Origin of the sequence: uncultured Jannaschia sp., assembly GCF_947494055.1 — a bacterium.
GTDB lineage: Bacteria > Pseudomonadota > Alphaproteobacteria > Rhodobacterales > Rhodobacteraceae > Jannaschia.
The window spans coordinates 1-20,574 of record NZ_CANLTR010000022.1; the positions used below are offsets into that span (position 1 = coordinate 1).

Sequence of the window (20,574 nt, forward strand, 5' to 3'; positions counted from 1 at the left end):
CCTCCTCAAAAAGATGAATCACACCGCCTCCCTCATGGGAATCCCCACGATTCAAGTTTCGGCCGAAAAGCTCTAGGGTGCGGTCGGGAGCTGCCCGGCGTGCCGCCGGGCGGAACGGGCTCGCAGGTCGCCCCGTCTTCATTGTCCATAGTCGCGGCGGAGAAAGTGGAGACGCGACGCGCCATTCTTTCGCCCGGCCGCGAGGTCGGGAAACCCCTACCATTGGACGAGGGCGGCCCTTTCCGTAATGCATCAAGGTGGCAAGGTTATCGTCCACCGCTCCGAGGAACGCCTTTCGGCTTCGCGCGGCCGGTGGCAACGGTGACAGGGTGACCGCCCTTCAGGCTTCCACCCGGCCGGGGATGGCGTCGCGGCGGGTGCGGGGCAGGGGCCAGTCGTCCATGTAGCCCATCGCCTGCTCCGCCGTCTCCACAAAGCGGAACAGCTCGAGATCGTCGGCGCCTATCGTGCCCGCCGCCTCCAGCGCCTCCCAGTTCACGACGCTACGCCAGAACGCCTCGCCGAAGAGCAGGAACGGCACGCGCTTCATCCGGCCCGTCTGGATCAGGGTCAGCGCCTCGAAGAGCTCGTCGAGCGTGCCGAACCCGCCGGGGAAGACGCAGACGGCCGCGGCGCGCATCAGGAAATGCATCTTGCGGATCGCGAAGTAGTGGAAGTTGAAACTGAGCTCCGGCGTCACAAACTCGTTCGGCGCCTGTTCGTGCGGCAGCACGATGTTGAGCCCGATCGACCGCCCGCCCGCATCGGCCGCGCCGCGGTTGCCCGCCTCCATCACGCCGGGCCCGCCGCCGGTGACGACGACGTTCTCGCGTCCGCCGGTCTCCGCGAGCGACCTCTCCGTGACAAGGCGCGCGAAGCGGCGGGCCTCCTCGTACTGCCCGGCCAGCTCCCGCAGCGTCTCGGTACGGGCGCGCGCTGCGTTCTCGGGCCGGGGAACGCGGGCGCCGCCGAACATGACGACGGTCGAATCCACGTCAGCCGCATCCATCACCTGCGTCGCCTTCATCAACTCCAGCTGCAGGCGGACGGGGCGCAGTTCGTCGCGGCACAGGAAGTCGTCGTCGGTGAAGGCGAGCCGGTAGGCGGGCGAGCGGGTCTGCGGCGTGTCGGGAACGGTGCGCGCGGTCTGCCGGTCCTCGCGGGCCTCGCGCAGGGGGTGGTTGCGGCTCTCTTGGGTCATCGGCTCGTCCTTGCGTCCACGTCTCGCCGCCGCTCTAACAGCCCCGAAGGCGAGGTGCGACATGGAACGACCGATGGATTGGCGGGCGGAGATCGGCGCGGCGCGGGACCGGATCGCGGGGCACGCCCGCGTGACGCCGGTGGCGCGGCTGACGCTCGGCGGGTTCGACGTCGAGGTGAAGCTCGAGCAGATGCAGCATACCGGCAGCTTCAAGGCGCGGGGCGCGTTCAACACGCTGCTGTCGTCGGACGTGCCCGCGGCGGGGATCGTCGCGGCCTCCGGCGGCAATCACGGGGCGGCGGTGGCCTATGCAGCCTCCGAACTCGGTCATCCGGCACATGTCTTCGTGCCCGAGGTGGCGGGGCCGTCGAAGATCGGACTGATCGAGCGGGCCGGCGCGACATGCCACGTCGTGCCCGGCCTCTATGCCGACGCGCTGGCCGAGGCGCGGGCCCACGAGGCCGAGACGGGCGCAATGCAGGTCCATGCCTACGACGCTGTGCCCACCGTGGCGGGGCAGGGCACCTGCTTCGCGGAATGGGAAGCGCAGGGCCTCGCGGCGGACACGGTGCTGGTGGCGGTGGGCGGCGGCGGGCTGATTGCCGGAGCGCTCGGCTGGTTCGGGGGCGCGCGCAAGGTCGTGGCGGTGGAGCCCGAACAGGCCCCCGCCCTCCACGCGGCGCTGGCGGCCGGTGCGCCGGTCGATGTCGAAGTGTCCGGCGTGGGGGCGAACGCGCTCGGAGCGCGGCGGATCGGGGAGATCTGCTTCGGGCTGGCGCAAGGCATGGCGAGCGTGACCGTGACCGACGCGGCCATCCTCGAAGCGCAGGCCGTGCTCTGGCGCGAGGCGCGGCAATGGGTGGAGCCGGCGGGGGCCTGCGCGCTGGCCGCGCTGCTTTCGGGCGCCTACGTCCCGGCGGAGGGCGAACGCGTCGCGGTGCTCGTCTGCGGGGCGAACCCGGCACCGGACCCGTTGGCCTGAGCCGCGTGCCCCGCGGCCGCGCGGGGCTATGTGCAAGCCGGACTTGCAACGAACGGAGACCCTGACATGGCCACGAGCGAGATCGTCGACACCGCCTTCGGCACGCCCTGCCCCGATTTCGTCCTGCCCGATCCGGAGGGGCGGACCTACACGCGCGACGATCTGAAGGGGCAGAACGGATTGGTGATCGCGGTGATCTGCAACCATTGCCCGCACGTGCGAAAGCAGATGGCGGCGCTGGCCGAGGACCTCGCCGCGCTTGCCGCGGAGGGGATCGGGGCGTGCTGTATCATGCCGAACGACTGGTCCGTCTATCCGTCGGACGCGCCCGACCACATGGACGCCTTCGCCGCCGAATACGGCCTGACCGTGCCCTACCTCGTCGACGAGACGCAGGCGGTGGCCCGGGCGCTCGGCGCGGTCTGCACGCCCGACCTGTTCGGCTACGGTCCCGACCTCACGTTGCGCTATCGCGGGCGGCAGGCGGAATTGCGCGCGGCGATGCGGGCAGTGGCTGCCGGGCGGGACGTGCCGGACCAGGTTGCCGGCATGGGCTGCTCCATCAAGTGGCGAGCCTGATGGTCTGAGGTCGTGGACAGTTCGCGTCGCCCGGCGGAACGCAGGGGAGCCTCACCGCGCATCTGAGAGCGAATTGACGTCAGAACCGCGACAGGACCAGTCCGCCCCCGACCATCAGGCAGGCCAGCACCCGCGTCGGCGTCACCGCGTGGATCGGCAGGCCGAACGCCCCCGTCGCGTCGAGGACGAGGCCCGAGGCGAGCTGACCCAGGATCAGCGCGGCGAGCGCGGTGAGGATGCCCACCGTCGGTACCGACCACAGCATCGCCCAGACGACCAGCGCCCCGAACAACCCGCCGATCCAGTAGATCGGGGCGACGCCGCCCGCCCGCGCGAGCGCGCCGCCCTGTCCGAAGGCGAAAGTCATCGCGAGGAGGGCCACGAAGCCGACCCCGAAGGAGATGGCCGCCGCCGCCACGCCGCCGCCGATGAGCCGGCCGAGCGCGGCGTTGAGCGGGGCCTGCACGCCGAAGCCGAGCCCGGCGGCGAAGACGACGATGACGGATACGAGAAGGGGATTGGGCATCGACGGGCTCCGGCGGCGAGAGGGCGGGATTGCCCCGTCGCGGGCTGGCCGATATGAGCGCCGCAATCAAGCCCGACACCCGGAGTCCGCATGCCCTACCAACAGCTCGAAGCCGTCATCGACGCCGCCTGGGAGGCCCGCGACACCGTCACGCCGCAGACCACCGGCGAGACGCGCGAGGCGATCTCCGCCACGCTCGACGCACTCGATTCCGGCGAGCTGCGCGTGGCCGAGCGGGGGGCGGACGGTACCTGGCACGTGAACCAGTGGGCCAAGAAGGCCGTCCTTCTGGGCTTCCGCCTGAAGGACATGGAAGTGCAGACCGGCGGGCCCCAGGGCGGGTCCTGGTGGGACAAGGTCGACAGCAAGTTCCACGGCTGGAACTCTGCCAAATGGGACAGCGCGGGTTTCCGTGCCGTCCCCAACTGCATCGTGCGCCGCTCGGCCTATATTGCGCCGGGCGTGGTGCTGATGCCGTCCTTCGTCAACCTCGGCGCCTATGTCGACAGCGGCACGATGGTCGACACCTGGGCCACGGTCGGCTCCTGCGCGCAGATCGGCAAGAACGTGCACCTTTCGGGCGGCGTCGGCATCGGCGGCGTGCTGGAACCGCTGCAGGCCGATCCGACGATCATCGAGGACAATTGCTTCATCGGCGCCCGCTCGGAGGTGGTCGAGGGCTGCATCGTGCGCGAGGGCTCGGTCCTCGGGATGGGCGTCTTCATCGGCAAGTCGACCCGGATCGTGAACCGCATCACGGGCGAGATCACCTACGGCGAGGTGCCGCCCTATTCCGTCGTGGTGGCGGGCTCGATGCCGGGCAATCAGACGATGGGCAACGGAGAGGCCGCGCCGAACCTCTACTGCGCGGTGATCGTCAAGCAGGTCGACTCGCAGACCCGGTCGAAGACGGCGATCAACGAGTTGCTGCGCGCCTGAGGCCGCCAAGCGTCCGTCACGGCCCGTCGGCATCGGGCGGCGCGTAGGGCAAGCCCTCCCGCGCGATCCGATCCGCCTCGAGCGCGTCCATCATCTCGAGCGCGCGCCGCTTCCGTCCGAGGCTCCGCCACATCGCCCGCCGCCAGGCGCGCGCGGCCGAGCGGGGGGCCCATTGCAGCTTCGCGGTAGCGAGCCAGGCCCGCAGTTCGGCGGGCAGGTGATCGTACTCGTTCATCAGCTCACGCCGCGCGTGCGACGCGCGCAGCTCGGCCGACGGATTGGGGCGTTCCGACGTCATGTCACCTCCGATGCGGAAGGATGGTCCGCCTGCCGGCCCTGTCAAACAGGCGCGGGGAGGGGGGAACCGCCGGGCAGGGTGCGACGTTCCGTCACCGGAGCACAACCTGAACGAAGGATCGATTCTATGGCTGGTATCGGCTGGATCATGAGCATTATTCTGGGCGGCCTGGCCGGCTGGATCGCCGAGAAGATCATGCATTCCGACATGGGTCTTCTCATGAACATCATCCTGGGCATCGTCGGCGCCCTGGTCGCGAACTTCCTGCTGGCGCTCGTCCTCGGCGACACGGTGGGCGAGGGGAGCTGGCTCATCCAGCTGATCGTGGCGGTGATCGGCGCCTGCCTGCTGATCTGGGTCGTCCGGATGGTGCGCGGGCGGACCTGACACGGGTCGCGAGCGTATTGGAAGGGCGTCGCATCGCGGCGCCCTTTTTCATGTGCGTTGATGCCGCGGCGCTTGGTTGACACGAGGCCCGAGGGAACGGAGACGACGCGTATGTCCGAGAAGCCCAAACGCCCGCACCACGTCTATACCCTCCTGGTCGAAGTCGGCCGCCGCAAGGAGGACGGCCTGCCTGAGGGCGCGTCCGGCGCGGCGCTGATGTGCTACGCGAGCGGTGTCGACGAGGACGAGGCGGTGCGGGAGAGTGTCGCCGTCCTCAAGACCGCCGGGATGAACGTGCTCGAGGTCACGGGCTACGGCACCCTCGAGGAGCGGGAGGCGGACGGCCACGACATCGAGGCCGACGAACGCACGCTGATGGCCCGCGCGCTCGAGGAGAACGCGGTGATCGTGGCGCAGACCACCGTGTTCCGCGAGGACGACGCATGATCGACCCGGTGGACCTGACCGCGCGGCTCGTCCGCTGTCCCTCGGTCACACCTGAAGAGGGCGGGGCGCTCGCGGCGTTGTCGGAGGTGTTGTCGGCCGCGGGCTTCGCGTGCACGCGTGTCGACCGGGACGGCGTGCCGAACCTCTATGCCCGCTGGGGCGCGAAGGGCCATCCGCGCACGATCGGGTTCAACGGCCATACCGACGTGGTCCCCGAGGGAGACCGTGCCGCCTGGACCCATGACCCGTTCGGCGCGGAGATCGAGGCGGGATGGCTCTACGGGCGGGGCGCGACGGACATGAAGTCGGGTGTCGCCGCCTTCGCCGCCGCCGCGGTGGATTTCGTGACCGCGACGCCGCCCGACGGCGCGGTCGTGCTGGCCATCACCGGCGACGAGGAGGGGTCGGGGACGGACGGAACGGTCGCGCTTCTCGACTGGATGGCCGAAACGGGCGAACGCATGGACGTCTGTCTCGTCGGCGAGCCGACCTGTCCCGAGCGGATGGGCGAGATGATCAAGATCGGCCGCCGCGGCTCGCTCTCGGCCTGGTTCACCTTCCGGGGCGTGCAGGGCCATTCCGCCTACCCGCATCTCGCGCGGAACCCGCTGCCGGCGATGGCGACGCTGATGGCGCGGCTCGCGGCGTACGAGCTCGACCGTGGGACGGACCATTTCGATCCATCCACGCTCGCCGTCGTGACGATGGACACCGGCAACGGGGCGACCAACGTGATCCCGGCCGAGGGCCGTGCGACGGTCAACATCCGGTTCAACGACGTGCATACAGGGGCGAGCCTGATCGCCTGGCTCGAGGACGAGGCCCGCAAGGTCGCCGCCGAGACCGGAATCGAGATCGGCGTCGAGGCCAGGATCTCCGGCGAGTCCTTCCTGACGCCGCCCGGTGCGCTCTCCGATCTCGTCGCCGGCGCGGTCGCGGCGGAGACGGGCGTGACGCCGGTCCTGTCCACCACCGGCGGCACCTCGGACGCGCGCTTCGTGAAGGACCACTGCCCGGTCGTGGAGTTCGGCCTGGTCGGACACCGGATGCATGCGGTGGACGAGCGGGTGCGGGTGGAGCAGATCGAACAGTTGAAGGCGGTCTACGCCCGCGTGCTGCGGGACTATTTCGCGGCCGGGTAGAGTATTTGGACCAAGAAGAAGCTCAGGCGGCTTCTCTGGCCTGGTCGGGGCGAAGGAAAACCGGCGTCTCGCGCGTCGAGCGGTCGGGTTGGTACTCGTAACCGCCCGACGCGAAGGCGCGAAGGTCGGCGGGGTCGTCGATCCGGTTCTCCAGCACGAAGCGCGCCATCGCGCCGCGCGCCTGCTTGGCGAAGAAGCTGACGATCTTCGGTCCGCCCGGCTTGTCCTCGAGGAAGACCGGCGCGACGACCGGCAGCGCGAGCGCGTCCCGGTCCACGGCAGCGAAGTATTCCCGGCTGGCGCAATTCAGGAGCATGCGCGCGCCGACCGCCTCGGCCTCCGCGTTCAGCGCTCGGGCGATCCGGTCGCCCCAGAAAGCGTAGAGGTCGCGCCCCCAGGGCCCCGCGAGACGTGCGCCCATCTCAAGCCGGTAGGGGCGGAGCGCGTCCATCGGACGAAGCAGGCCATAGAGCCCGGAAAGAATGCGCAGATGCCCGTTAGCGTAGCGCACCGCGTCGTCGGAGAGGGTCGCGGCGTCGAGCCCGGTATAGGTGTCGCCGGCGAAGGCATGGATCGCGGGCGTCTCAGGCGCCGCCTCCCAGTCACGGAACCGGTCGCGGTTCAGGCGCGCGAGCGGCTCGCTGATCGACATGAGCCGGCGCAGGTCGTCGACCCCGAGGGCGCGGGCGGCCGCCACGAGCTTGGCCGTCGCCTCGGGAAAGCGCGGAGCGGTCGTCCGGGCCGCCACGGGGGCGAGGTCGAGCTTCTTGGCGGGAGAGAGGACGGTCAGCATCGGGTCATTCCTGCCGCAGGATTTCGAGGAAGGCGTCGCCGAACCGCTCGGCATGGCGCGTGCCGAGGATCCGGGCGATGTCGTCCGCATCGGGCCGGGCGCGGGCGACCTTGGCGAGCTGCGACGAGGAGCAGGACATCGGCTTCTCCAGCCCCGTCGCCCCCCGCGCGAGGTCGTTCTGCACCGACAATAGCCGGTCGTAGACCGCCGCCTCGCCGCGCCCGGCGAGCTTGCGGCGCGCGGGGTGAACCTCGTCCGGCGTCTCGCCGGTGATCACCGCGAGGAAGTCCGCCCCGTAGCGTTCGAGCTTGGTCGCGCCGACGCCCGAGATCCGCGCCATCGCGTCGAGCGTGTCGGGGCGCGTCTCGGCCATCTCGATCAGGGTACGATCGGTGAAGACCACATAGGCCGGCACGCCCTGCCGTTCGGCCAGGGCGCGGCGCTTGGCCTTGAGGGCCGACAGGAGCGGCGCGTCCTCCTCGGCGACGAGTTGCTTGACGGCGGGGCGGCGCTCGGCCCGGCGGATCGTGTCGCGACGGAGCGTGACCTCGGCCTCGCCGCGCAGGATCGGGCGGGCGGGCTCGGTCATGCGAAGCGCGCCATGCCGCGCGGGGTCGGGGCGCACGAGGTCGAGGCCCATCATCTGTCGGAAGATCGCCTGCCACTGGGGTTTGGCCACGTCGGACCCCACGCCCCAGGTCGGCAGGCTCTCGTGGCCGAAGCGGCGGGTCTTGTCGGTTTCCGTCCCGGTCAGCACGTCGATCAGGTGGCCGGTGCCGAACCGCTCCTCGGTCCGCAGCATCGCCGACAGCGCCTTGCGGACTTCCGTCGTGGCATCGAAGAGCTCGGGCGGATCGGCGCAGAGGTCGCAATTTCCGCAGGGCTCGGTCGCCTCGCCGAAATAGCGAAGTAGCGTCACGCGGCGGCAGACCTGCGCCTCCGCCAGCCCCAGAAGCGCGTTCAGCCTGCCGTGATCTGCGGCCTTCATCTCCGGCGGGGCCAGCCCCTCGTCGACCTGCTGGCGGCGGTAGCGGATGTCGTCGGCCCCGAACAGCGTCAGCGTGTCGGCCGGCGCCCCGTCGCGGCCCGCGCGGCCGATCTCCTGGTAATAGGCCTCGATCGATTTCGGCAGGTCGGCATGGGCGACCCAACGGATGTCGGGCTTGTCGATCCCCATGCCGAAGGCCACCGTGGCGACGACGATCAGCCCGTCCTCGCGCTGGAACCGCGTCTCGACCAACCGGCGGTCGTCGGCCTCCATGCCCCCGTGGTAATGGCAGGCGGCGTGGCCGTCGTCGCGCAGCGCCTTGGCGAGCGCCTCGGTCTTCGCACGGGTGCCGCAATAGACGATGCCGGACTGGCCCTTCCGCGCGGCGGCGAAGGACAGGATCTGCCGGCGCGGCCCGTCCTTCGGCTGGAACGCGAGCGCGATGTTCGGGCGGTCGAATCCGTGGAGGAAGGTCTCGGGCGTCCCGTCGAAAAGCCGGGCGGCGATCTCCGCCCGCGTCTCGGCATCCGCGGTCGCGGTGAAGGCGGCGAGCGGCACGCCGAGCGTCCGGCGCAACTCGCCGATGCGAAGATAGTCGGGGCGGAAGTCGTGGCCCCACTGGCTCACGCAATGCGCCTCGTCCACGGCGATGAGCCGGGTGTCGGCGCGCTTCAGCATCCGCTCCGTCGCGGTGGAGGCGAGGCGTTCCGGCGCGATGTAGAGGAGCTTCAGCCGGCCATCCTCGATCGCCTGCCAGACGGTTTCCGTCTCCTCCTCGGTATTGCCGGAGGTGAGCGCCCCGGCGCAGACGCCCGCCGCCTGCAGCGCCCGGACCTGATCGCGCATCAGCGCGATGAGCGGGGAGATCACCACGGTGAGACCCGGGCGGCAGATCGCCGGCAGCTGGTAGCAGAGCGACTTGCCGCCGCCCGTGGGCATGATCGCGAGTACGTCACGCCCCGCCATCACGGCCTCGACGATCTCCGCCTGTCCGGGGCGGAAGGCGTCGAACCCGAAGACGGATTTGAGGAGGTCGACGGGCGCGGCCGCGACGGGAGTGCTTTCGTCCTGCATTCGGGCGAAATCCCACATGGCTTCGCGCGGGACAAGGGGGCGGACGCCGCCCTCGGAGACCCGGCGCCCTTGGCACGAGCAAGACCTCGTGATAGCCGAGACACCCTGTCGCAACATATGGGGACGCGCCCATGTCGCTTCTTCGGTCAACCCTGCTGGTGCTGGTCCTTGCCGCCCCGGCCGCGGCGCAGGAGGTCACGCTCCGGTTCCAGCATTTCGTGAACCCGGCCTCGGCCAATCCGACCTACTTCATGCAGCCCTGGGCCGACGCCATCGAGGCGCAATCCGACGGACGGATCGCGGTCGAGATCTACCCGTTCATGCAGCTCGGCGGCTCGGCGGCGAACATGTACGACCTGATCGCGGACGGCGCGGTCGACGGCGGCTGGGTCATTCCCGGCTACCAGCCCGGCCGCTTCCCCGAGGCGGAGGCGCTGGAGCTGCCCTTCATGACGCCGAAATCGGCGGAGGCGGCCTCGGTCGCGGCGTGGGCGTTCACGCAGGACCACCTGATGGACGATTTCGCGGATGTCCACGTGATCGCCGCGCACATGCACGGGCCGGGGCTCGTCCACCTGAAGGGCGACGCGCCGGAAAGCGTGGGCGATTTCCGCGGCCTCAACCTGCGCGGGCCGACCCGGATGGGCACGCTGCTTCTGGACGAGCTCGGCGCGAACCCGATCGGCATGCCGGTCCCGGCCTTCCCGGAAGCGCTGGCGAAGGGCGTGCTCGACGGGGGGCTGATCACGTGGGAGCAATCGCCGTCGCTGAAGCTCGACGAGCTGGTCGACAGCCACACGGACGTCGCGGGCGAGGACGCGCTCTACAACCTCTATTTCCTCTGGGCGATGAACAAGGACGTCTACGAGGGCCTGCCCGACGATCTGCGCGCGGTGATCGACGCCAATTCCGGTGCGATGGCGGCGGCCTGGGCGGGGCGGGCGCATGATACGGGCGATGCCCTGGGGCGTGAGATCATGGCGGCGTCGGGCAACCAGATCGCGGAGCTTTCGCCGGAGGTGACGGCGGAGATCCGGGCGCTGGGAGACGCGGTACGGGACGCGTGGATCGCGGAGATGGACGCCAAGGGCTTCGACGGCGCGGCGCTGGTCGAGGATGCCGGGGCGGCGATGGCGGCGGCAGCGCAGTAGCCTTCCGCGTTTTTCCGACTTGCCGCCCGGGCGAGAGGTTCGTGCTGTCCACTTTGGAAGGAGGGCGTGATGTCCGTCACGCCCGCGCGAGCGTCACGACCGTGTCGCCGTAACGGCGCTGGTCCAGGACGGTCAGCCCCTCGGTGACCGGCGGTCGCCCCTCCTCCCAGACGATCAGTGCCCCCGGTGCGATCCAGCCTTCGGCACGCAGCGCGGCCATCGCCGCCTCGCCCAGTCCCTGTCCGTAGGGCGGATCGAGAAACACGAGGTCATGCGGGGCGCCGGGCCCCGGGCGACGGGCGTCGCGGGCGACGATCCGTGCGTCGGCCTGCAGGAGCGCCACGTTCTCCCGCAACAGGACCAGCGAAGCCCGTCCCCATTCGAGGAAGGTCGCCCGCGCCGCCCCCCGGCTCAGCGCCTCGAGCCCCAGCGCGCCGGTCCCGGCGAAGACGTCGAGCACCGCCGTTCCGTCCAGCGCCTCCGCGTATCCCCCGTTCAGCAGCAGGTTGAAGATCGATTCCCGCACCCGATCCGTCGTGGGCCGCAGATGCGCCGCCGCGTCGCCCTTTCCGACCGAGGCGAGTCGCCGCCCGCGCCAGCGCCCTCCGACGATCCTCACCTGCTGCGCCCCATAGGCGACGGTCGCGGCGTCGCGATCCGCGCGTCGCATCCGGGGTCGTTCACGATAAAAGCCATGGCGTCTCCACTGGAGCCTGCGGCTTCGACAGCTATAACTCGGCCACACGCGTTGCAAACCCCCGAGGAGTCCGACCATGTCCATCACCACCGGCGACAAGCTGCCCGAAGCCGACCTCCTGCGCATCGGGGCGGACGGCCCCGAGACGGTTCCGCTCCGCGACCTCGCCGCGAGCGGCAAGGTCGCGCTTTTCGGCGTTCCGGGCGCCTTCACCGGGACCTGCACCACCGCGCACATGCCGAGCTTCGTGCGCAACAAGGACGCTTTCGCCGAGAAGGGCGTCGACACGATCATCTGCGTCGCGGTCAACGACCCGTTCGTGATGAAGGCCTGGGGCGAGCAGACCGGCGCGGCCGAGGCGGGGCTGCACCTGCTGGCCGATGCGGACGGCGCCTTCACGCGGGATCTAGGATTGCAGTTCGACGCGCCCGCCGCCGGCTTCCACGGCCGGTCCCGGCGCTATTCCATGCTGGTCGAGGACGGCGTCATCAAGGCGCTGCATGTCGAGGATTCGCCGGGCACCTGCTCCGCCTCGGCCGGCGAGGCGCTGCTCGAGGACGTCTGACCACGGGGTTCGCGCCGGCCGACCATTCGTGTCATCAGGGACGCGAACGGCATTCGGAGGCCCCATGACCCGACCCATCACCCTGATCGGCGCGCCGGTGCAGACCGGCGCGTGGCGGCGCGGCTGCCTCATGGGGCCGGACGCGCTGCGCACCGCCGGGCTCGGCCGCGCGCTGCGAGAGCTCGGTCACGAGGTGCGCGACCTGGGCAACCTTGCGGCCGAGGAGATGCAGGTCCCGCCGGCGCCCAACCCCGCAATACGCGACCTCGACCTTTGCGCCGGCTGGGTCGCGGCGCTGCAGGCGGGGGCGGGGGCGCTCGACGCCGAGACATTCCCGATCTTCATGGGCGGCGATCACCTGATGGCCGCGGGCACCGTGCCCGGAATGGCGCGTCGCGCCGAGGCGGCTGGGCGGCCGTTCTTCGTGCTCTGGCTCGACGCCCATTCCGACATCCACGATCTGGAGAGCACCGAGAGCGGCAACCTGCACGGCACGCCGGTCGCCTACTTCACCGGACGGGCCGACTTCACGCCGCACTTTCCGGCACCGGTCGCCACGGTGGACCCGGGCAACATCTGCATGATCGGCCTGCGCTCCGTCGATCCGCACGAGAAGCAGGCGCTGAACGCGGCCGGGATCGACGTGGCCGACATGCGCGCCATCGACGAGCACGGCATCGCCACGCCGCTGCGCGTCTTCCTCGAACGGGTCGCGGCGGCGGAGGGGCATCTGCACGTGAGCTTCGACATCGACTTCCTCGATCCCGGCATCGCGCCCGCGGTCGGCACCACGGTCCCGGGCGGCGCGACCTTCCGGGAGGCGCATCTGGTGATGGAATGGCTCCACGATTCCGGCCTCGTCACCTCCCTCGACATCGCCGAGCTCAACCCGTTCATGGACGAGCGCGGGCGCACGGCGACGCTGATGGTGGATCTCGTCGCCTCGCTCTTCGGCAAGGCCGTGCTCGACCGGCCGACGCGGGCGCGGACATGAGGGTCGCGCCGCACGACCTCGCCCCGTCCGAGCTGGCGTTCGTGCCCTTCGTCTCGGTCGAGAACATGATGCGGATCGTCCACGACGCGGGCGTGGCCGAGACCATCGCCGCCATCGCCGACCGGATCGAGGCGGACTTCCTGCGCTGGGAGAGCTTCGACAAGACCCCGCGGGTCGCCGCCCACAGCGAGGAGGGGGTGATCGAGCTGATGCCGACCTCGGACGGCGAGTTCTACGGCTTCAAATACGTGAACGGCCATCCCGCCAACATGGCCCGCGGCTTCCAGACGGTGACGGCCTTCGGCGTGCTGGCCCGCGTCGACAACGGCTATCCGGTGCTCCTGTCGGAGATGACGGTGCTGACCGCGCTGCGCACCGCCGCCGCCTCGGTCGTGGCCGCGCGGCACCTCGCGCCGGAGGACGCGCGCGTGATGGCGATGATCGGCAACGGCGCGCAATGCGAGTTCCAGGCGCTGGGCTTCCGTCACTGCCTCGGGATCGAGGAGGTGCGGCTTTACGACATCGACCCGGCCGCGACCGCGAAGGCGGCGCGTAATCTCGCCGGAACCGGCCTGACGGTCACGTCCTGCGACAGCGCGGAGGCGGCGATGGAGGGCGCGCAGATCGTCACCACCTGCACCGCCGACAAGAAGCAGGCGACGATCCTGACCGACAACATGGTCGGCGCGGGCGTGCACCTGAACGCGATCGGCGGCGATTGCCCGGGCAAGACCGAACTGCACCGCGACATCCTGCTGCGCTCGGACATCTTCGTGGAATATCCGCCGCAGACGCGGGTGGAGGGAGAGATCCAGCAACTCGACCCCGACCATCCGGTGACCGAGCTCTGGCAGGTGATCGCGGGGAAGGCGCCGGGCCGGACGGGGCGGGACCGGATCACCCTGTTCGACAGCGTGGGCTTCGCGACCGAGGATTTCAGCGCGCTGCGCCATATCCACGCGGAGGCGCTGCGGACCGGGCATTACGTCGATCTCGACATGCTGGCCGATCCCGACGACCCGCGCGACCTCTTCGGAATGCTCGCGCGGGCGAAGGGCTGAGGTCAGTCCTCGCGGATGACGTGGACGGAGCGCTGCGGGAAGGGGATCTCGATGCCGGCGGCGTCGAGGGCCTGCTTCACCTCGCGGTTCATGTCCTTCCAGAACCCGAAGAACTCGGTTCGGGGAACCCAGGCGCGGACCAGGAAATCGACGCTGGAGGCGTTCAGTGCGTCGACCTTGATGGTGGGCTCCGTGTCGCCCATAAAGCGCGGATCGGCGGTGATCGTGTCGCGGATCACCTGCTCCGTCAGGCCGAGATCGGCGCCGTAGCCGACGCCGAACACCCATTCCGCCTGCCGGGTGTCGTAGGCCGAGTAGTTCGTGATCGTGTTGCCCCAGACTTCCGAGTTCGGAATGATGATCTGGACATTGCCGATGCTGGCCAGCTCGGTGAAGTTCAGGTTGATGGCCTTCACGGTCCCGCTCTCGCCGTTGATCGTCACGTAATCGCCGACCTTGAGCGGGCGGAAGAAGATGAGCATCACGCCCGCCGCCACGTTCGACAGCGTTCCCTGAAGCGCCAGGCCGATGGCGAGGCCGGCCGCACCGATCACCGCGACGAGCGAGGTCGTCTGGATGCCGAACGTGTTGAGCACGATCAGGAAGCACAGGCCCAGGATCGCGTAGCGGGCGAGGTTGGCGAGGAAGTCGAACAGCGTGTCGTCGAGCCTGGCGTGACGCTTGGACAGCGCCTCGATCCGCCGGGCGACCCAGCCTGAGATCACGAAACCGGCGATGATGACGAGGACGGCCGAAAGCAGGCTCCCGAAGATCGCCACCAGGAACTCCAGCGACACGAAATCGCCGAGCGTGCGTCCGTCGTAGATCGGGGCGTCGAGCAGGTCGTCCATATTCGTCTCAGGCCAGTTCGTTGATCCGCAGGGCGAGGGCGGTATCCCGCTCCGTCAGGCCGCCTGCATCATGCGAGGTCAGCCGGATGTCCACCCGGTTCCAGCTGTTCGACCAGTCCGGGTGGTGGTTCGCCGCCTCCGCCAGAAGCGCCACGCGCGACATGAAGGCCCAGGCCTCCGAGAAGTTGCGGAGCTTGAACCGGCGTTCGATGCCGCCGTCGCGTTCGGTCCAGCCGTCGGGTATGGTCATTCCTGTTCCTCCACGTCCGCGCGTCGGAACGGGCCGAACGCGGTCAAGACCTCGATATCCTGCTCCACCGCCCGCGCCTCCGCCTCGAGGAATTGCGCCACGGCGCGGCGGAACCCCTCGTTCGGGATGTGGTGCAGGCTGTGGCAGGTCACCGGGAGGTAGCCGCGCGCGAGCTTGTGCTCGCCCTGCGCGCCGGCCTCGACACGGCTCAGGCCGCGGGCGATGGCGTGGTCGATGGCCTGATAGTAGCAGACCTCGAAATGCAGCATCGGATGGTGCTCCACGGCGCCCCAGTAGCGCCCGTAGAGCGTGTCGCGACCGATGAAATTGAGCGCCCCCGCCACCGCGCGCCCGTCGCGCTCGGCCAGGACCAGCAGGACGTCGTCGCGCATCGTCTCCTGAATCTCGTCGAAGAAGGCGCGGGTGAGGTAGGGACGGCCCCATTTCCGGGCGCCCGTATCCTGATAGAAGCGCCAGAACGCGTCCCAGTGTTCCGGCCGGATGGCGTCGCCGGTATAGGCGTTGATCGTGCCGCCGAACTCGGCCGCGACCTTGCGCTCGCGGCGGATGGTCTTGCGCTTGCGGCTCGACAGCGCGGCGAGGAAGTCCTCGAAGCTGCCATAGCCGTCGTTGACCCAATGGAATTGCTGGCTCGACCGGGCCATCAGGCCCATCCCGGCGCCCGCCTCCCGCTCGGCCTCGGTGCAGAATGTTATGTGCAGCGAAGAGAGGTCGTTGCTCTCCGTCACGCTGACCGCGCCCTGCACGAGGGCGGAGAAGCCGACCTCCTCGTAGCCGGGCCGGACGAGGAAGCGCCGGCCGGTGGCGGGGGTGAAGGGCACGGCGATCTGCAGCTTCGGGTAATAGTCGCCGCCCGCCCGTTCCCAGGCATGCGCCCAGTTGTGGTCGAAGATGTATTCGCCCTGGCTGTGGCCCTTCGCGTAGAGCGGCGCGCAGGCGATGACCTCCCCGTCCGCCCGCGCGACCAGGTATTGCGGCTGCCAGCCGGTGCGCCCGCCGACGCTCTCGCTCGTCTCCAGCGCGCGCAGGAAACGGTACGTGGTGAACGGATCGTCGGGCGGCCCGCCATCCGCGGCCTCGGGGCAGGCGCAGGCATCCCAGGTCGCGGCGTCGAGGCCCGACAGGCTCGGAAGGATGCTGATCTCGACTTCCGTGGTGTCGAGGTCGGGGGTGATGCGCTCATTCATGGGGGACAGGTGGGGCCATCCCGGGCTCGGGCAAGTAGCCCTCGAAGGTCACGCCGTCGGCAATCCGCCGCACCATGGCCTCCTGCGCGGCCGAGCGGACGGTCCAGCACAGGACCGGCAGGCCGGCGGCCTTGATCTCCGCGATGCGCGGCATGTCGAGCGCCTCGGCCTCGTGGCTGACGAAGCCGGCGCCGACGCGGTCCAGATCGGGGATGCCGGCGAGCCGTTCGCGCGTCGCCTCGGTCAGGTGCGGCCATGTCCGGGCGTGGAAGGCCGCGGTGACGAGGCCGCGCGGCAGATGGGGGGCCTCGTCCTGGAAGCAAGCGACGGAATGCGGGTTGAACGACATCACCGCGACATCGCCGGCATAGCCGTCGAGCGCGGCGATCACCGCCCGTTCCAGCGGGCCGACATCCGGCCCCATGTCGCCGTCGCGATCCTTGATCTCGATGAGCAGCGGCACACGGCCCGCCACGTGATCCAGCACCTCCGCCAGCCGGGGGATGCCATCCCGGCCGCCACGCAGAGGCAGGCGGGACAGGGCGTCGGCTGTCAGGCGGTCCACCGGGCCGGTCGCGTCGGTCAGCCGGTCGAGCCGGGCGTCGTGGAACGCCATCGGCACGCCGTCGGCGGAGAACTGCGTGTCGAGCTCGATCGCATAGCCACGCGCCAGCGCCGCCTCGTACGCGGCGATCGAGTTCTCGATCCGCCCCGCGCTCCGGTCGTGCAGGCCGCGATGCGCGATGGGCCTGGTCAGAAAGCCCTGCGGAAGCCTCATCTCAGGCGGAAGATGCCTTCGATCTCGACCGCGACGCCGAAGGGCAGGTTGGCGCCCACGGCGGAGCGGGAATGCCGCCCGGCCTCGCCCAAGACCTCCACGAGGAAATCCGACGCGCCGTTCACGACCGCGGGCATGTCGCCGAACTCCGGCGTGCAATTCACGAACCCGGTCAGCTTCACCACGCGGTCGAGCCGGTCGATGTCGCCGTCGCAGGCCGCGCGGACCTGCGCCAGTAGCGAGATCGCGCAGGCACGCGCGGCGGCCGCGCCGTCCTCGACGCTCATGTCGGCGCCGAGCCGTCCCTTGATGAGGCCGTCCGCGCCGCTCGACACCTGTCCCGAGACGAAGAGCAGGTCGCCCGAACGCACGCTCGGCACATAATTGGCGGCGGGCGCGGGCGCGTCGGGCAGGGTGACGCCCATCTGGGACAGTTTCTCGGCAATCGACATGGGACAGGCCTCCGGTTCGGGTCCGGGCCTAGCTGCCATGTCCGCCCACCGGTGCCAAGGCGGGCAAACCCGACCCTATTCGCGGAACGCCCGGGTGAAGTAATCCGTCAGCGGCTTGGTCAGATAGGCCAGCGGCGTGCGGTCGTCGGTGCGCAGGAACGCCTCGACCGGCATGCCGGGCAGCAGGTTCTGACCCTCGAGCCGGTCGACCTGCCCCTCGTTGAGCAGGATCTCGGCCTGGTAGTAGGTCTGGCCGGTCGCTTCGTCCGTGAACGCGTCGGGCGAGACGCGGGCAATCTCGCCGAAGAGCTCGGGCGTGGTGCGCGCATCGAAGGTCGGCAGGCGCAGCGTCGCGGGCTGGCCGGGATAGACCGTGTCGATATGGATCGGGTCGACGCGCGTCTGGATCACCAACGGCTGATCCTGCGGAACGATGTAGAGGACGGGCTCGGCCGCGCGGATGACCGAGCGGTTGGCGAAGACCTGCATGTCGTAGACGACGCCCGCGACCGGGGCGGTCACGTCGAGGCGGCCCATCCGGCCGGTGATGGCGCGGTACTGCTCGGCCAGCTCCAGCTCCCGGAAGCGCAGGTCGCGGAGTTCCGAGATGGCCTCCTCCCGCGCGCGGTTGCGCAGGTTCAGGATCTGCAGGTCGATCTCGGTCGCCCGGCCCTCGAGCTCGGCCACGGTCGCGGCGAACTCGCCGACCTGACCCAGAAGCCCCGCCTCGTCGCGCTGCAGCGCCAGCACGCGGGGCGCCTGCGCCAGACCGCGGTCGAGCAGGCTCTGCTGCGCGCCCATCTCCTCGCGGATGAAGGTCAGCTGCTGGTCGACCGCCTCGGATTGCGCGCCGATCCCGTCGACCTGAGAGGAGATCTGGTCCTTGCGCCGGTCCAGCTGGTCGACCTCGCGGGCACGGGATTCGCGACGAGCGTCGAACAGGTTGCGCTGTCCCTCCAGCATCTCGGCCACGTCCGGCGTGTCGGCCTGCAACAGTTCCTCCGGGAAGGCGATCTCGTCGGCATCGTCGCGCTCGGCGATCAGCCGGGCGGAGCGGGCCGCGATCTCCTGCAACTGGCCGCGCAGGATCTCGGCTTCGGAGCGCAGATCCGTCGGGTCGAGCCGGATCAGCGTCTCGCCGGCCTCGACCTCGTCGCCCTCGCGCACGAGGATCTCGGTCACGACGCCGCCGTCGGGGTGCTGCACGACCTGCCGGTTGCTCTCCACCGCGACGCGGCCCGAGGAGATGATCGCCCCGGAGATGTTGGCGAGCACCGCCCAGGATCCGAAACCGCCCACGAGGAGCGCCAGTCCGACCAGTCCGAGGAGGATCGGTTTGCGCGCCGACCAGCCACGGCCGGAGACGGGCACCGCGGCGGGCTTCGCCACCTCGGCCGGCAGCTTGGCGGGGCGGGCCTTGCCCAGGGGAGTTCCCGACTGCTTGTTCATGTCACGCCTCCGGGCGCGGGTTCGCGCGTGATCTCGGAATGGTTGCGCACCATCTTCTTGAGGACTTCCTCACGGGGGCCGAAGGCCACGCGCGCGCCGGCCTCTAGCATCAGCAGGGTGTCGCATTCCTGGATCGCCGCCGGCCGGTGCGCGATGATGATGACCGAACGGCTTTCGTCCTTCATCGTCCGGATGGCCTGATTGAGCGCCTGCGTGCCGATATTGTCCAGGTTCGAGTTCGGTTCGTCGAGGACGAGGATGGCCGGGTCGCCGAACATCGCCCGCGCGAGGCCGATCCGCTGGATCTGTCCGCCGGAAAGCCGCCCGCCCACCGCCGAGACCTTGGTGTCGTAGCCCTGCGGCTGCTCCAGGATCATCTCGTGCGCGGCGGCCTTCTTCGCGGCCTCGACGATCTTGGCGGGATCGGCATCCTCCTGCAGGCGGGCGATGTTCTCCGCGATGGTGCCGTCGAACAACGTCACCGTCTGCGGCAGGTAGCCGATATAGGAACCGAGCACGTCCGGATCGTACTGGTCGAGCGTCGCGCTGTCGAGGCGCAGGCGGCCGCCCGCGGGCATCCACGCCCCCGTCACCGCCTTGGCAAGCGAGGTCTTGCCGGCCCCGGACGCGCCGATGACGCCCATCGCATGGCCGGGCTTCAGGACGAAGGACACCGCGCGGAGCGAGGCCTGCTGCGCGCCGGGTGGCACGATCGTGACGTTCTCGGCCACCAGCATCGCCTGCGGGCGCGGCAGCGGGGTCCGTTCCGTCTCGGGCGGGATCTGGTCGAGCAGGGCGACGACGGCGGCGCGGCCCCGCATTGCGGCGACGACGAGTTGCCATTGGCCGATGACCATCTCGATCGGCGCGAGCGCGCGCCCCAGCAGGATGGAGCCCGCGATCATCGCGCCAGCCGTGAGCTCGTTCTGCAGCACGAGCCAGGCGCCGAGGCCCAGCATCGCCGATTGCAGGAACAGCCGCAGCGTCTTGGTCGTGACGGTGTAGAAGCCCGACCGGTCCGAGAAGGCCATCGACTGGCTGAGCGAGACGCTTCTCGCCTTCATCCAGCGGGCGAAGGCCGCGCCGCGCATGCCGAGCGACTGCACCAGTTCCGCCTCGGAGGCGAGCTGCTGCGCGGTCACCTCCGACTGCGCGGCGGCCTGGTTGGCCTGCGCCATCGGCCCCGAAGTCGTCCACTGGTTGAGGAGCGCGATGCAGACGAGGACCGCCCCGCCGCCCACGGCCAGGAGGCCGAGATAGGGATGGAAGATGAAGATCGCGCCGATGAAGAACGGCGTCCACGGAACGTCGAACAGCGCGAGGAAGACGGGCGAGGCCAGCAGCCGCTGCACTGCCTCGACGTCGCGCAGCGGGTTGCGCCCGCCCGCGCCGCCGGGCGTGGCGGCCGCGCGGCGCAGATGCGCGGAGAAGACCCGGCCGTCGAGGGCCGACTGGAACCGCGCGCCGACCCGCGCCATCACCCGTCCGCGCGCGTGGTCGAGGACGCCCATCATCAGGAACAGGAACGTGACCAGCACCGACAGCGCGATCAGCGTCTCCTCCGAGCGCGAGCCCAGCACACGGTCGTAGACCTGCAGCATGTAGAGCGGCCCGGTCAGCATCAGCAGGTTCACGAAGACCGAGAAGACGAAGGCCATGGTGAGCAGGCCGTTCATCTGGCTGCGTACCTGCGTCACCTCCTCCTTGCCGGAGGGTCGGTTCGTGGGGCGGGGAAGTCTCATTTCGCGGCGATGACCTCTTG

The 20,574-nt window shown here is 70.0% G+C and carries 23 protein-coding genes; 10 read left to right on the forward strand and 13 right to left on the reverse strand.

The features are described from left to right. Nucleotides 1-340: 340 nt before the first annotated feature. On the reverse strand, nucleotides 341-1,201 hold the full coding sequence (locus tag Q1A87_RS15350; protein WP_299653031.1) for an LOG family protein: 861 nt from the start codon (nucleotides 1,199-1,201) through the stop codon (nucleotides 341-343). A 73-nt stretch (nucleotides 1,202-1,274) separates the two neighbouring features. Here Q1A87_RS15350 and Q1A87_RS15355 point away from each other — a divergent pair, with 73 nt between their 5' ends. Together Q1A87_RS15355 and Q1A87_RS15360 are read left to right on the forward strand one after the other, a co-directional pair. Beyond that, the gene (locus Q1A87_RS15355) at nucleotides 1,275-2,183 is read left to right on the forward strand and encodes a serine/threonine dehydratase (RefSeq protein WP_299653149.1); all 909 of its coding nucleotides are present in this window, start codon (nucleotides 1,275-1,277) and stop codon (nucleotides 2,181-2,183) included. A 66-nt stretch (nucleotides 2,184-2,249) separates the two neighbouring features. Next, complete coding sequence (locus Q1A87_RS15360; RefSeq protein WP_299653034.1) at nucleotides 2,250-2,762, forward strand: thioredoxin family protein; 513 nt, start codon at nucleotides 2,250-2,252, stop codon at nucleotides 2,760-2,762. Between the two features lie 79 nt (nucleotides 2,763-2,841). Here the strand turns inward: Q1A87_RS15360 and Q1A87_RS15365 are convergent, their stop codons facing one another. Next, complete coding sequence (locus Q1A87_RS15365) at nucleotides 2,842-3,288, reverse strand: DMT family transporter (protein WP_299653037.1); 447 nt, start codon at nucleotides 3,286-3,288, stop codon at nucleotides 2,842-2,844. A gap of 90 nt (nucleotides 3,289-3,378) precedes the next feature. Here Q1A87_RS15365 and dapD point away from each other — a divergent pair, with 90 nt between their 5' ends. Continuing rightward, nucleotides 3,379-4,227, forward strand: coding sequence for a 2,3,4,5-tetrahydropyridine-2,6-dicarboxylate N-succinyltransferase (gene dapD / locus Q1A87_RS15370; protein ID WP_299653040.1), 849 nt, complete (start codon nucleotides 3,379-3,381; stop codon nucleotides 4,225-4,227). Nucleotides 4,228-4,243: 16 nt separating this feature from the next. Here the strand turns inward: dapD and Q1A87_RS15375 are convergent, their stop codons facing one another. Then, a complete protein-coding gene (locus Q1A87_RS15375) occupies nucleotides 4,244-4,525 on the reverse strand; it encodes a DUF6525 family protein (RefSeq protein WP_299653043.1) in 282 nt (93 codons plus the stop codon). A 126-nt stretch (nucleotides 4,526-4,651) separates the two neighbouring features. On the opposite strand from Q1A87_RS15375, the gene Q1A87_RS15380 reads away from it, so the two are divergent. From Q1A87_RS15380 to dapE, 3 genes are all read left to right on the forward strand, one after another. Then, nucleotides 4,652-4,912: a GlsB/YeaQ/YmgE family stress response membrane protein gene (locus tag Q1A87_RS15380; RefSeq protein ID WP_299653046.1), complete on the forward strand. Its 261-nt coding sequence runs from the start codon at nucleotides 4,652-4,654 to the stop codon at nucleotides 4,910-4,912. 111 nt (nucleotides 4,913-5,023) lie between these two features. Then, nucleotides 5,024-5,359: a hypothetical protein gene (locus Q1A87_RS15385; RefSeq protein ID WP_299653049.1), complete on the forward strand. Its 336-nt coding sequence runs from the start codon at nucleotides 5,024-5,026 to the stop codon at nucleotides 5,357-5,359. Further along, nucleotides 5,356-6,501, forward strand: a complete 1,146-nt coding sequence (dapE, locus tag Q1A87_RS15390; RefSeq protein WP_299653052.1) for a succinyl-diaminopimelate desuccinylase — start codon at nucleotides 5,356-5,358, stop codon at nucleotides 6,499-6,501. The genes Q1A87_RS15385 and dapE overlap by 4 nt, the downstream gene beginning before the upstream one ends. 22 nt (nucleotides 6,502-6,523) lie before the next feature. On the opposite strand, the gene yaaA is transcribed toward dapE, so the two are convergent. Together yaaA and recQ are read right to left on the reverse strand one after the other, a co-directional pair. Continuing rightward, the gene (gene yaaA / locus Q1A87_RS15395) at nucleotides 6,524-7,294 is read right to left on the reverse strand and encodes a peroxide stress protein YaaA (RefSeq protein WP_299653055.1); all 771 of its coding nucleotides are present in this window, start codon (nucleotides 7,292-7,294) and stop codon (nucleotides 6,524-6,526) included. 4 nt (nucleotides 7,295-7,298) lie between these two features. Then, nucleotides 7,299-9,356: a DNA helicase RecQ gene (recQ, locus tag Q1A87_RS15400; RefSeq protein ID WP_299653058.1), complete on the reverse strand. Its 2,058-nt coding sequence runs from the start codon at nucleotides 9,354-9,356 to the stop codon at nucleotides 7,299-7,301. Nucleotides 9,357-9,487: 131 nt separating this feature from the next. Here recQ and Q1A87_RS15405 point away from each other — a divergent pair, with 131 nt between their 5' ends. Next, the gene (locus Q1A87_RS15405) at nucleotides 9,488-10,507 is read left to right on the forward strand and encodes a TRAP transporter substrate-binding protein (protein WP_299653061.1); all 1,020 of its coding nucleotides are present in this window, start codon (nucleotides 9,488-9,490) and stop codon (nucleotides 10,505-10,507) included. Nucleotides 10,508-10,583: 76 nt separating this feature from the next. On the opposite strand, the gene rsmD is transcribed toward Q1A87_RS15405, so the two are convergent. After that, the gene (gene rsmD, locus Q1A87_RS15410) at nucleotides 10,584-11,177 is read right to left on the reverse strand and encodes a 16S rRNA (guanine(966)-N(2))-methyltransferase RsmD (protein WP_299653064.1); all 594 of its coding nucleotides are present in this window, start codon (nucleotides 11,175-11,177) and stop codon (nucleotides 10,584-10,586) included. A gap of 103 nt (nucleotides 11,178-11,280) precedes the next feature. On the opposite strand from rsmD, the gene Q1A87_RS15415 reads away from it, so the two are divergent. The 3 genes from Q1A87_RS15415 to Q1A87_RS15425 all read left to right on the forward strand — a co-directional run bounded on the left by Q1A87_RS15415 (nucleotide 11,281) and on the right by Q1A87_RS15425 (nucleotide 13,824). Then, the gene (locus Q1A87_RS15415) at nucleotides 11,281-11,769 is read left to right on the forward strand and encodes a peroxiredoxin (RefSeq protein WP_299653067.1); all 489 of its coding nucleotides are present in this window, start codon (nucleotides 11,281-11,283) and stop codon (nucleotides 11,767-11,769) included. A 64-nt stretch (nucleotides 11,770-11,833) separates the two neighbouring features. Beyond that, nucleotides 11,834-12,763 (forward strand): arginase, encoded by a 930-nt coding sequence (gene rocF / locus Q1A87_RS15420; protein WP_299653070.1) that lies wholly within the window; start codon nucleotides 11,834-11,836, stop codon nucleotides 12,761-12,763. After that, nucleotides 12,760-13,824: an ornithine cyclodeaminase gene (locus tag Q1A87_RS15425; RefSeq protein ID WP_299653073.1), complete on the forward strand. Its 1,065-nt coding sequence runs from the start codon at nucleotides 12,760-12,762 to the stop codon at nucleotides 13,822-13,824. Before rocF ends, Q1A87_RS15425 begins: the two co-directional genes overlap by 4 nt. Before the next feature lie 2 nt (nucleotides 13,825-13,826). Here Q1A87_RS15425 and Q1A87_RS15430 read toward each other — a convergent pair whose 3' ends face one another. The 7 genes from Q1A87_RS15430 to Q1A87_RS15460 form a co-directional block, all read right to left on the reverse strand. Continuing rightward, nucleotides 13,827-14,675, reverse strand: a complete 849-nt coding sequence (locus tag Q1A87_RS15430) for a mechanosensitive ion channel domain-containing protein (RefSeq protein ID WP_299653076.1) — start codon at nucleotides 14,673-14,675, stop codon at nucleotides 13,827-13,829. 7 nt (nucleotides 14,676-14,682) lie between these two features. Next, complete coding sequence (locus Q1A87_RS15435; protein WP_299653079.1) at nucleotides 14,683-14,925, reverse strand: 4a-hydroxytetrahydrobiopterin dehydratase; 243 nt, start codon at nucleotides 14,923-14,925, stop codon at nucleotides 14,683-14,685. Beyond that, nucleotides 14,922-16,133 carry a GNAT family N-acetyltransferase gene (locus Q1A87_RS15440; RefSeq protein WP_299653081.1) on the reverse strand — a complete coding sequence of 404 codons (1,212 nt, stop codon included), beginning with the start codon at nucleotides 16,131-16,133 and terminating at the stop codon, nucleotides 14,922-14,924. Before Q1A87_RS15440 ends, Q1A87_RS15435 begins: the two co-directional genes overlap by 4 nt. Beyond that, nucleotides 16,126-16,911: a glycerophosphodiester phosphodiesterase family protein gene (locus tag Q1A87_RS15445; RefSeq protein WP_299653084.1), complete on the reverse strand. Its 786-nt coding sequence runs from the start codon at nucleotides 16,909-16,911 to the stop codon at nucleotides 16,126-16,128. Before Q1A87_RS15445 ends, Q1A87_RS15440 begins: the two co-directional genes overlap by 8 nt. Next, the gene (locus tag Q1A87_RS15450; RefSeq protein ID WP_299653087.1) at nucleotides 16,908-17,363 is read right to left on the reverse strand and encodes a RidA family protein; all 456 of its coding nucleotides are present in this window, start codon (nucleotides 17,361-17,363) and stop codon (nucleotides 16,908-16,910) included. Before Q1A87_RS15450 ends, Q1A87_RS15445 begins: the two co-directional genes overlap by 4 nt. A 75-nt stretch (nucleotides 17,364-17,438) precedes the next feature. Beyond that, on the reverse strand, nucleotides 17,439-18,812 hold the full coding sequence (locus Q1A87_RS15455) for an HlyD family type I secretion periplasmic adaptor subunit (RefSeq protein ID WP_299653090.1): 1,374 nt from the start codon (nucleotides 18,810-18,812) through the stop codon (nucleotides 17,439-17,441). Then, entirely contained in the window at nucleotides 18,809-20,488 is a 1,680-nt protein-coding gene (locus Q1A87_RS15460) for a type I secretion system permease/ATPase (RefSeq protein WP_299653152.1), read from the reverse strand. Before Q1A87_RS15460 ends, Q1A87_RS15455 begins: the two co-directional genes overlap by 4 nt. Between the last annotated feature and the right edge of the window lie 86 nt (nucleotides 20,489-20,574).